This is a genomic window from Stenotrophomonas sp. 2694 (assembly GCF_040548715.1).
Classification (GTDB): domain Bacteria; phylum Pseudomonadota; class Gammaproteobacteria; order Xanthomonadales; family Xanthomonadaceae; genus Stenotrophomonas; species Stenotrophomonas indicatrix.
On the sequence record NZ_JBEPSG010000025.1, the window covers coordinates 1 to 9,330 of the forward strand.

The 9,330-nt window shown below is 67.1% G+C and carries 10 protein-coding genes and 1 tRNA gene; 2 read left to right on the top strand and 9 right to left on the bottom strand.

Annotated elements, in window-relative coordinates:
* Positions 1–188 precede the first annotated feature (188 nt).
* The 7 genes from ABIA73_RS19145 to amaB form a co-directional block, all read right to left on the bottom strand.
* Entirely contained in the window at positions 189–1,076 is an 888-nt protein-coding gene (locus tag ABIA73_RS19145; RefSeq protein WP_032976099.1) for a DMT family transporter, read from the bottom strand.
* A 32-nt stretch (positions 1,077–1,108) separates the two neighbouring features.
* Positions 1,109–2,173, bottom strand: coding sequence for a UDP-N-acetylmuramate dehydrogenase (gene murB / locus ABIA73_RS19150; RefSeq protein ID WP_051584982.1), 1,065 nt, complete (start codon positions 2,171–2,173; stop codon positions 1,109–1,111).
* Between the two features lie 8 nt (positions 2,174–2,181).
* The gene (locus tag ABIA73_RS19155; protein WP_032976098.1) at positions 2,182–3,237 is read right to left on the bottom strand and encodes a quinone-dependent dihydroorotate dehydrogenase; all 1,056 of its coding nucleotides are present in this window, start codon (positions 3,235–3,237) and stop codon (positions 2,182–2,184) included.
* Positions 3,238–3,246: 9 nt separating this feature from the next.
* Positions 3,247–4,017, bottom strand: a complete 771-nt coding sequence (locus ABIA73_RS19160; RefSeq protein WP_033830957.1) for a class I SAM-dependent methyltransferase — start codon at positions 4,015–4,017, stop codon at positions 3,247–3,249.
* Between the two features lie 7 nt (positions 4,018–4,024).
* Positions 4,025–4,315 carry a DUF4190 domain-containing protein gene (locus ABIA73_RS19165; protein ID WP_354276165.1) on the bottom strand — a complete coding sequence of 97 codons (291 nt, stop codon included), beginning with the start codon at positions 4,313–4,315 and terminating at the stop codon, positions 4,025–4,027.
* A 187-nt stretch (positions 4,316–4,502) separates the two neighbouring features.
* Entirely contained in the window at positions 4,503–5,330 is an 828-nt protein-coding gene (locus ABIA73_RS19170; protein ID WP_425602046.1) for an SDR family NAD(P)-dependent oxidoreductase, read from the bottom strand.
* Between the two features lie 23 nt (positions 5,331–5,353).
* Entirely contained in the window at positions 5,354–6,886 is a 1,533-nt protein-coding gene (gene amaB / locus ABIA73_RS19175) for an L-piperidine-6-carboxylate dehydrogenase (protein WP_248148690.1), read from the bottom strand.
* A gap of 185 nt (positions 6,887–7,071) precedes the next feature.
* On the opposite strand from amaB, the gene ABIA73_RS19180 reads away from it, so the two are divergent.
* A tRNA-Arg gene (locus tag ABIA73_RS19180) sits at positions 7,072–7,148 on the top strand.
* A 119-nt stretch (positions 7,149–7,267) separates the two neighbouring features.
* Here the strand turns inward: ABIA73_RS19180 and ABIA73_RS19185 are convergent.
* Together ABIA73_RS19185 and ABIA73_RS19190 are read right to left on the bottom strand one after the other, a co-directional pair.
* Positions 7,268–7,735, bottom strand: coding sequence for an SMI1/KNR4 family protein (locus ABIA73_RS19185; RefSeq protein ID WP_189487121.1), 468 nt, complete (start codon positions 7,733–7,735; stop codon positions 7,268–7,270).
* Positions 7,736–7,889: 154 nt separating this feature from the next.
* Entirely contained in the window at positions 7,890–8,318 is a 429-nt protein-coding gene (locus tag ABIA73_RS19190; protein ID WP_354276166.1) for a tyrosine-type recombinase/integrase, read from the bottom strand.
* A 242-nt stretch (positions 8,319–8,560) separates the two neighbouring features.
* Between ABIA73_RS19190 and ABIA73_RS19195 the strand changes: the two genes are divergently transcribed.
* Entirely contained in the window at positions 8,561–9,025 is a 465-nt protein-coding gene (locus ABIA73_RS19195; RefSeq protein WP_354276182.1) for a GNAT family N-acetyltransferase, read from the top strand.
* The last annotated feature ends 305 nt before the right edge of the window (positions 9,026–9,330 follow it).

A 9,330-nucleotide genomic window follows, 5' to 3' on the forward strand; every position in this document is an offset into this window, starting at 1 on the left:
GGTGTCGGATGGCGGGGTGTCCGCGGCATGGATGCCGCGGCCAAGCCTACAAGGACGTACTTGCGGCGTCCCCGCCATCCGACACCGCCCCGCCATCCCACGGAACGCCCGCTGTTGCTGTTGCTGTTGAGGTTGCCGGCCAGCGGCCGGCACTACCACGGGTGCCGGGCGCAGCCCGGCCGGAACCCTTACTCTGCCGGCTTGGCCGCTGCGCTCGCGGCGACGCTCGCTGCACGCCGTGACAGCACCGCTTCGCGATGGGCGATGTAGGCGTTGGCGGCGAGGATGATGCCGGCGCCGATGATCGTCCAGCGATCCACCGTCTCGGCGAACAACAGCCAGCCACACAAGGTCACCAGCGGCAGTTGCAGGAAGCTGATCGGGGTCAGCGCGGAGACTTCGCCCAGGCGCAGTGCGCGTGTCCACAGCAACTGGCCGATGGTGCCCAGCACGCCGGTGGCCAGCAGCCAGAGCCAGGCGATGCCGGTGGGCCAGACCCACACGAACAAGGCCGGTATCAGCGACAGCGGTACCCAGAACACGTAGGTGTAGAGCACCACGGTGTCGGCGCTGTCGATACGGGTGAGCTGCTTGATCTGGATCGCCACCAGCGAGCTGAGCACGGCGGCGGCCACGGCGATCAGGCTGCCGGACGTGAAGCCGGCGGTGCCCGGCCGCACGATCACCAGCACGCCGATGAAGCCGACCACCACCGCTGCCCAGCGCCGTACGCGTACCGTTTCGCCCAGCCACAGCACCGCCGCGATGGTGACGAACAACGGGGTGGAGTAGGACAGCGAAACGGCCTGTGCCAGGGGCAGGTGGCCCAATGCCCAGAACGCGCACAGCATCGAGCCCAGGCCGATCGCGCTGCGCAGGAAATAACGCGGCAGCTGCTGGGTCTTCAACGGTGCATGGCCTGGGCGCAGCAGCATCGGCAGCAGGGCAAGCAGGCCGAAGGCATTGCGGAAGAACGCCACTTCCTGGGTCGGCACGTAGCGGGTGGCGTAGCGGATCGCCACCGCCATCAGGCCGAACGCCATGGTGCTGCCGAGCATCAGCAGCGCCGCCCGCAATGGGGTGGCGCTTGCGGGTAGGGCGGGTGTGCTCACCACTGTGCGCCGAGCAGGCGGGGCTCCGGTTCGATCGGCACGCCGAACTTCTCCAGTACCGAGGCGGAGATCCGCCGTGCCAGCGCCAGCAGTTCAGTGCCGGTGGCGTTGCCGTGGTTGACCAGCACCAGCGCGTGGCTGGGCGCAACGCCGGCATCACCTTCGCGGAAGCCCTTCCAGCCACAGGATTCGATCATCCAGGCGGCCGAGACCTTGCGGCGGTCATCACGGTCCGCCGGGAACACCGGCAGCTCGGGGAAGTGCTGCAGCAGCACCTCCACCTGTTCCAGCGGCAGCACCGGGTTCTTGAAGAAGCTGCCCGCGTTGCCCAGTACGTCGGGGTCGGGCAGCTTGCGGCGACGGATCGCGATCACCGCATTGGCCACGTCCACCGCGCTCGGCAGTTCCACGCCCTGCGCCTGCAGTTCTTCGCGGATGCCGGCGTAGCCCATGCGCAGGTCGTGCAGCAGCGGCAGTTTCAGTTCAATGGCGGTGATCAGGTAGCGGTCCGGCTGCTGCTTGAACACGCTGTCGCGGTAGGCGAAGCCACACTGTTCGTTGTCCAGCCGTACCCAGGTTTTTTCCTGGCAGTCCCAGGCCTCTACGGTCTGGATGAACTCGCCGACCTGCGCGCCATAGGCGCCGATGTTCTGGATCGGCGATGCGCCGGCGGTGCCGGGAATCAGGGCCAGGTTTTCCAGGCCGGACAGGCCTTCCTGCAGCGACCACATCACCAGCCCGTGCCAGGACACGCCGGCTCCAGCGCGGATCACGGCGTGGTCGGCACGGTGTTCGAGGAAACTGATTTCGCGGTTGCCGAACACCAGCACGGTGCCGGGCAGGTCTTCGGCGATCAGCACATTGCTGCCGCTGCCGAGCACCAGCAGCGGGCCATTGGCCACTTCCGGCAACGCCAGAACCTCCGGCAGCAGCGCGGCGTCGTGCAGTTCCAGCAACTGCGCTGCGCTGGCCTGCACGTGGAACGTGTTCAGGGCCTGCAGTGGCGCGTTGTGGGTGAGGGTCCAGCGCAGCGGTGCTGCAGCGTTGTTGGTGTCGTCCATGGGCGTGCTCACAGGGGTGCCACCGCGCCGCGGCTGGGCGCCTCGCGTCGGCGGCGGATCGCCTCCACGCAGTCGGCCACCAATGCCGGGCCCTTGAAGATCAGGCCGCTGTAGCACTGCACCAGCGCCGCACCGGCGGCCATCTTGGCCACGGCGTCGGCACCGGACAGGATGCCGCCGACACCGACCAGCGGCACTGATTCGGGCAGGCGTGCACGCAGGCGGCGCAGTACCAGGGTGGACTGTTCCAGCACCGGTGCGCCGGACAGCCCGCCGGCTTCATTGGCCAGCGGATCGCCGGCAACCCGGCTGTGGTCGATGGTGGTGTTGGTGGCGATCACGCCGTCCACCTGCAGTTCGCCAAGTACGCGCGCGGCGGCGTCGATGTCGCGCTCGCTGAGGTCCGGGGCCACCTTCACCAGCATCGGCACGCGCCGGCCATGCTGCGCGGCCAGTGCTTCCTGGCGCTCACGCAGCTGGCTGACCAGCTGCCGCAGCGCGGTCTCTTCCTGCAGCTCGCGCAGGCCGGCCGTGTTGGGCGAGGAAATGTTGACGGTGATGTAGTCGGCCAGCGGGTACACCTTGTCCATGCAGGCGATGTAGTCATCGGCCGCCTGTTCGTTGGGGGTGTCCTTGTTCTTGCCGATGTTGATGCCGAGCAGGCCGCGCCGGTTGCGCGCGCGTTCGACGTTGCGCACCAGCGCATCCACCCCGGCGTTGTTGAAGCCCATGCGGTTGATGATCGCGTTGTGCGCCGGCAGCCGGAACAGGCGCGGCTTGGGGTTGCCGGCCTGCGCTCGCGGCGTGATCGTGCCGATCTCCACGAAGCCGAAGCCCAGCGCGAACAGTGCATCGATGTGCTCGCCATTCTTGTCCAGGCCGGCAGCGAGGCCGACCGGATTGGGGAACGTCAGCCCGAACACCGTGCTGGGCATCGGCGCGATGCGTGCGGCCACCAGCGGCGTGGTGCCGGTGCGATAGGCCAGGTCCAGAGCGGACAGGCCGAGACCGTGGGCGCGTTCGGCGTCGAGCGAGAACAGGAAGGGGCGGGCAAGCGAATACATGCGTTGGTTTCAGTCCAGCGTGCCGAGGAAGGCTCGGGTTCGATATTCAAAAGCGACCTGGCCGTCGACCGCGTGGGCGGCGAACAGGTCCTGCAGCGCAGCCAGCATCGGCGCGTGGCGCGGATGGCCGGGCTGCGGCGCGTAGGAAGAAGACAGCAGGCGCCCGCGCAGGGCGTCCAGGTCCAGGTGCTGCACGTTCGGCAGCTGCACCATGCCGCGCAGGCCGGAGCCGAACCAGGCCTGCATGGTGGCGTCGTCCTGGTAGCGTTCGGCCACGGCGGTGTAGTCGGTGCCGTAGTCCAGCAGCAGTTGTTCGTAGCCGACCAGGAATGGGCTGGCATCGAGCAGGCGCGAATTCCAGTAGATCAGCGCCAGCCCGCCCGGGCGCAGGATGCGCTGCCACTCGGCGCGCACGGCCACGGTGTCGAACCAGTGGAAGGCCTGCGCGGCGCCGACCAGATCAACGCTGGCATCGGCCAGCCCGGTGGCCTCGGCGCGGCCATCGACGGCGGAGAACTGCGGATACTGCGGCGCCAGCCAGTGCTCGGCGGCAGCGCGCATCGCCGCGTTGGGTTCGACGGCGACCAGTGGATGGCCGGCGGCCAGGAACTGCCGGCTGGAGATGCCGGTGCCGGCGCCGATGTCAGCGACACGCGCGCTGGTTGCCACGGCCATGGGGCCATGCAGCCAGTCCATCAGGGCAGGCGGATAGTCCGGGCGGTAGCGGACATAGTCCGCGACGCGGCTGCTGAAGCGTTCAGTGCTGTCGGCGGAGGTCATCGTGCTTTCACCAGCGCAGTCCAGGTTTGGCGTCGGCGCCGGCGGCCACCATCGCGAAGATCAGGATGGCCACCAGGCCCACCGCAGCGAGGATGTTGAGCCAACCCATGATCAACCCGGCCAGGGCCATGCCATCGCCGCCCTGTTCGCCGGCGCGGCGGCGGATCTCGGCGCGGGCCAGGTGCCCGGTGATGATGGCAACAAGGGCGGCGACACCCGGCAGCACGGTCCAGCTGCAGATGCCCGCGATCAGGCTGACCACGGCCAGGGCGTTGCTCTGTCGGGGTGGCACGCTCATCGAGTCCTCCGTGGCAGTGCCGACATGATAGTGCGTCTGCCCCGGCAATCCCATGGTCCGGCCAATGCAAGGCTGCCAGGCAAGGTTGGCAACCATCGGAGCCGAGCGCGGGGTGGCTCTGGCAGGCGTCGACCTTGGTCGACGAATGCGGCGCCAACCAAGGTTGGTAGCTACCGAGGGATCGGCGCTAGCCCATCAGCACCTGGCCGCCATCGACATTGAGCACGTGGCCGGTGATCCAGCGCGCAAGCGGCGAACACAGGAACAGCGCGGCATCGGCGATCTCGCGCGGCTGCCCGAAGCGGCCGAACGGAATCTTCGCCAGGGTGCCGTGGTACAGGGCGGGATCTTCGACACGACGTCGATCCCAGAGGCCATCGGCAAATTCGATCGAGCCCGGTGCGATGGCGTTGACCCGGATCCGGTCCGGCGCCAGCGCCAGGGCCTGCGACGTCGTGTAGTGCGACAGCGCGGCCTTGGCCGCCGCATACGGTGCGCCGCCGGGACGCGGTTGCTGCGCGGCGATCGAGGACAGGTTGAGGATGCAGGCGTCGGACGAGGCGCGCAGCCACGGCAGCGCAAGGCGCGAGGCGCGGACCGCCGCCATCAGGTCGATCTGCAGGCTGGCGGCCCAGCCGTCTTCGTCATCGGCCATGCCGTAGCCGGTGGCGTTGTTGACCAGCACATCGATGCCGCCGAGCGCATCGGCAGCGGCCTGCAGCCAGGCGCCGATGCGGCCGAGATCGCCCAGATCGGTGGCGAAGGTGTGCAGCTGCGTGCCCTGGGCCTGCGCATCGGCCTGCAGGGCGTCAAGCCCCGCCTGCCCGCGGGCGCAGGCCGAGACCTGCGCACCGGCGCGGGCGAAGGCCAGCGCCAGTTCGCGGCCGATGCCCTTGCTGCCACCGGCGATCAGCACCCGGCGGCCGGTGAAATCGAGGGTCGGAGCCCCTGTGGGGATCCGACCCTGAGTGGTCGGCACGGCATGGGTCGGATCCCCGGAGGGGCTCTGACCCATGTGCATGGCCGGACCGTTTGCCATCACAGGTCGAACTTGATGCCCTGGGCCAGCGGCAGCGAATCCGAATAGTTGATGGTGTTGGTCTGGCGGCGCATGTAGACCTTCCATGCATCCGAACCGGACTCGCGTCCACCGCCGGTGTCCTTCTCGCCACCGAAGGCGCCACCGATTTCCGCGCCCGAGGTGCCGATGTTGACGTTGGCGATGCCGCAGTCCGAACCGGCCGCCGACAGGAAGCGCTCGGCAGTCTTCAGGTTGGTGGTGAAAATCGACGAGGACAGGCCCTGCGGCACGCCGTTCTGCATGTCGATGGCTTCGTCCAGCGTGCTGTACTTCATCACGTAAAGGATCGGCGCGAAGGTCTCGTGCTGCACCACTTCATCGCTGTTCTTCAGGCCGGTGACGATGGCCGGCAGCACGAAGTTGCCTGCGCGGTCGATGCGCGTGCCGCCGGTTTCGATGGTGCCGCCGCTGGCCTTGGCCTTTTCGATGGACGCCAGGAACTGCTGCACGGCGCCGTCGCTGTTGAGCGGGCCCATCAGGTTGGCCGGGTCGGTCGGATCGCCGATCTTGCCTTCCACCTGCTTGTACGCCTTGACCAGCGTGGCCAGCACGTCGTCATGGATGGATTCGTGCACGATCAGGCGGCGGGTGGTGGTGCAGCGCTGGCCGGCGGTGCCGACCGCACCGAACACGATGCCGGGAATGGCCAGCTTCAGATCGGCGGTTTCGTCGAGGATGATCGCGTTGTTGCCGCCCAGTTCCAGCAGGCAGCGGCCAAGGCGGTGGGCGACCTTCTCGGCGACCGTGCGGCCGACCTGGGTCGAGCCGGTGAAGCTGATCAGCGGCACGCGCTTGTCGGCCACCATCTTTTCCGACAGCGCGGTGCCGGCGTCGTTGATCAGGAAGAACAGGTCCGGGAAACCGGCATCGCGCAGCGCTTCATTGCAGATGCGCATCGAGGCGATGGCGGTCAGCGGGGTCTTGTTGGACGGCTTCCACAGGCAGATGTCGCCGCAGATCGTGGCCAGGAACGAGTTCCATGCCCACACCGCCACCGGGAAGTTGAACGCGCTGATGATGCCGACCAGGCCGAGCGGCTGGTACTGCTCGTACATGCGGTGGCCGGGGCGCTCGGAATGCATGGTGTAGCCGTACAGCATGCGGCTCTGGCCCACGGCGAAGTCGGCGATGTCGATCATCTCCTGCACTTCACCGTCGCCTTCAGGCTTGCTCTTGCCCATTTCCAGCGCAACCAGCGAACCGAGGGCGTCCTTGTTCCTGCGCAGCGCTTCGCCACACAGGCGCACGGCTTCACCGCGACGCGGGGCCGGCGTGGTGCGCCAGACCTTGAAGGCTTCCTGGGCGCGCGCGATGACGGTTTCGTACTCGGCTTCGGTGGTGGCGCGGACCTGCGCGATCGGCTCGCCCGTGGTCGGATTGATCGGGGTGATCAGTTCACCACCGGTAGCGCTCGACCACTCCCCGTTGCCCAGGTAGGTGCCAGCGTTGATCGCGTCCAGACCAAGGGACTTGAGCAGCTCGGAAGACATGCAGACTCCTGTGTTTCGTTACGTTGTGTTTGGTGCCGTCGCGGGCAGGTGGGGGCGCGACGAACTGAGCCGCCGATGGTAGCAGAGCGCCCGGACTGGCCATGGTGCGCCGCGCCAGTGGCAATGGTGTGGCAGATGAAAGCTTGGAGGGCAGGGCGGCTTGCCTGTAAACTTGGCGGCTGCATGGCCCCGTAGCTCAGCTGGATAGAGCGTCCCCCTCCTAAGGGGAAGGTCGCCCGTTCGAATCGGGCCGGGGTCACCATAATCAATGGCTTAGGCCATTCGGCGCATAGCCATTCGGCGCATAGCGTCTACTCCACTGCTTTCGGCATATCCATGCCGTTTGGTCACAGTAGTCACAGTCGGTCTGCGTCTGCGAATCTATCTGGCAGGAAGCCGAGCGCGCGGGGTGTCCTTCATGAGCGTGGCGCGAATGGCGGCGAGCCTTTCCGCCGACGTTCGGGCGGAGCGCATCACGGCATCGATGCCAGGCTTCCAGCGGGTCAGCTTTTCGGTTTCGTGGTTCCAGTGGAGGATGTCCCGTATCGCGACGCCGTCCACAACCCGCATCACCAGATGGTTGCCGGTTCCATTCGACGCGAGCGCCACAAGATCAAGTGATCGAAGGTGCATTCCCCACGCACCGCGCAGGTTCTCATACGTGACCGATCCGGCCGTCTTCCGCGGGTTGCCAGGGTCAAAGACCGGGAAAAATCGCCACCCACCCGGTAGCTCGGTGCCGTTGTGCGTGAGCCAGACGGCCCTGAGTTCAACTGGAAACACAACGCACAGCTCCCGCTCTGCCTCATCAATGAGCGCCGCAGTGGCAACGGGGGTACCTCCCGGCATCGTCGTCTCCTTTGTTCGGGACTGCCGATTGTACGAAACGAGCATCGGGCCGGGGTTACCAAAATCAATGAGTCAGGCAAGCGCAGTGGCGTGCAATTCCCACTGTTTCCCGCATATCCACAGGATTTGGTCCCAACGGTCCCAGCGGCGCCGGTCAGTACCGGAGCTTCGCCACGGCGCCATCATCGCCTTCAGGCGTCAAATGGGCGTAGTACTTCTCGGTCGTGGCGTAATCAGCGTGCCCGGCCAGGATCTGCACCCTTCGCAACGGCACCCCGGCCATGACCATGTGGGCGCAGAAGGTGTGCCGTAGCCGGTGGAGGCTGCCGCCGATTCCCGCACGCTTGGCATCCGAGGCGAACCAGTCGGATACCGTGTCCTTGTGCACGGCGACCAGCGGATCGGGTAGGTGGCGCAGCGCCCAGCGCGCATACCGATTCAGTGGCACCTCGCGCCACTTGCCCGACTTCGTGCGTCCCTGGTCATCTTCGTCCGGATCGCTCTCGACCCTGAGCCTGCGCCCGGCCACCGAGTCCTTGCCCAGTCCGACCAGCTCCCCGCGGTACAATCCCGTGTGGGCCATGAACAGCCACAAGGGGCGCCCGGCGGGAGTTCGCACGGTACAGCTTCCGCATCGCCGCCCGGTCGTAGATCCGCGGCGAGCTGAAGCAGCCGCGCGACGGCAGTCAGCACTATCTGATTCACAAGATCGGCCATCTGATGATCGACAACGTGGAAGGTTGGGAGCAGCTGGACCTGCATGACGCGGTGAAGCGTCTGCCCACGTCGGGCGCATGGACGCGCGCCCGCAACAGCGCCGGCGCCATGGATTACGTCCTGCAGCCTGTCCAGCCTTCGCAGTTTGCCGTTGTTGCCGTCTGGCTCGACTCACCTGAGGCGACCCTGCGCTGGGCAGGTCCCGGTGTTCCCTTCCCTTTGCCTGCCGAAGCCTTCGCCGCTGCATTGGCATTGCCTTCGCGTCCAGGCTGGACACTGCAGGATGCCGACGGCGCCTGCCTGGGCTTCGGCCAGTATTGGCAGACAACACCTGACAGCATGCACATCGGGCGCATCATCGTGTCGCCGCATGCGCGCGGCCGTGGCCTGGGCCGGGAATTGATGACCGCATTGTGCGCCGAAGCCCTTCGCAGCAGCGCTGCCGTGCAACTGACGTTGAAGGTCTATAGGGACAATCAGGCGGCCGTGGCGCTGTACCGCGACCTCGGCTTCGTCGCCCGCGAAGACGCCTCCACGCCTGAGCTGCTGTTCATGGCATGCCGTACAACCTGAGCGGGAAAGGGCAGGGCTCTGCACTCCCGCTGCACATCCTGTGCACGCGCTGCTGCAAGCGGACTCGGCAGTCTGGTGCCGTCCCCATCGGTTGCCTAGGAGCGCCCCCATGAATACCCCCGGCACCCCCAAGCCTTCCTGGCGCCAGCGCAACGTGCTGCTGACCGTCGCCGCCGTGCTGCTGGTGATCGTGCTGATCCTGCTCTTCGTCCCCTGGTAGAAGCCTGGCTGCCGCCAAGCGCGGCGCGATCCCCCTTCCACTTCAGCTCCCGCCGGTAGCCCATGGCCCGGCGGTTTTTCTGTGT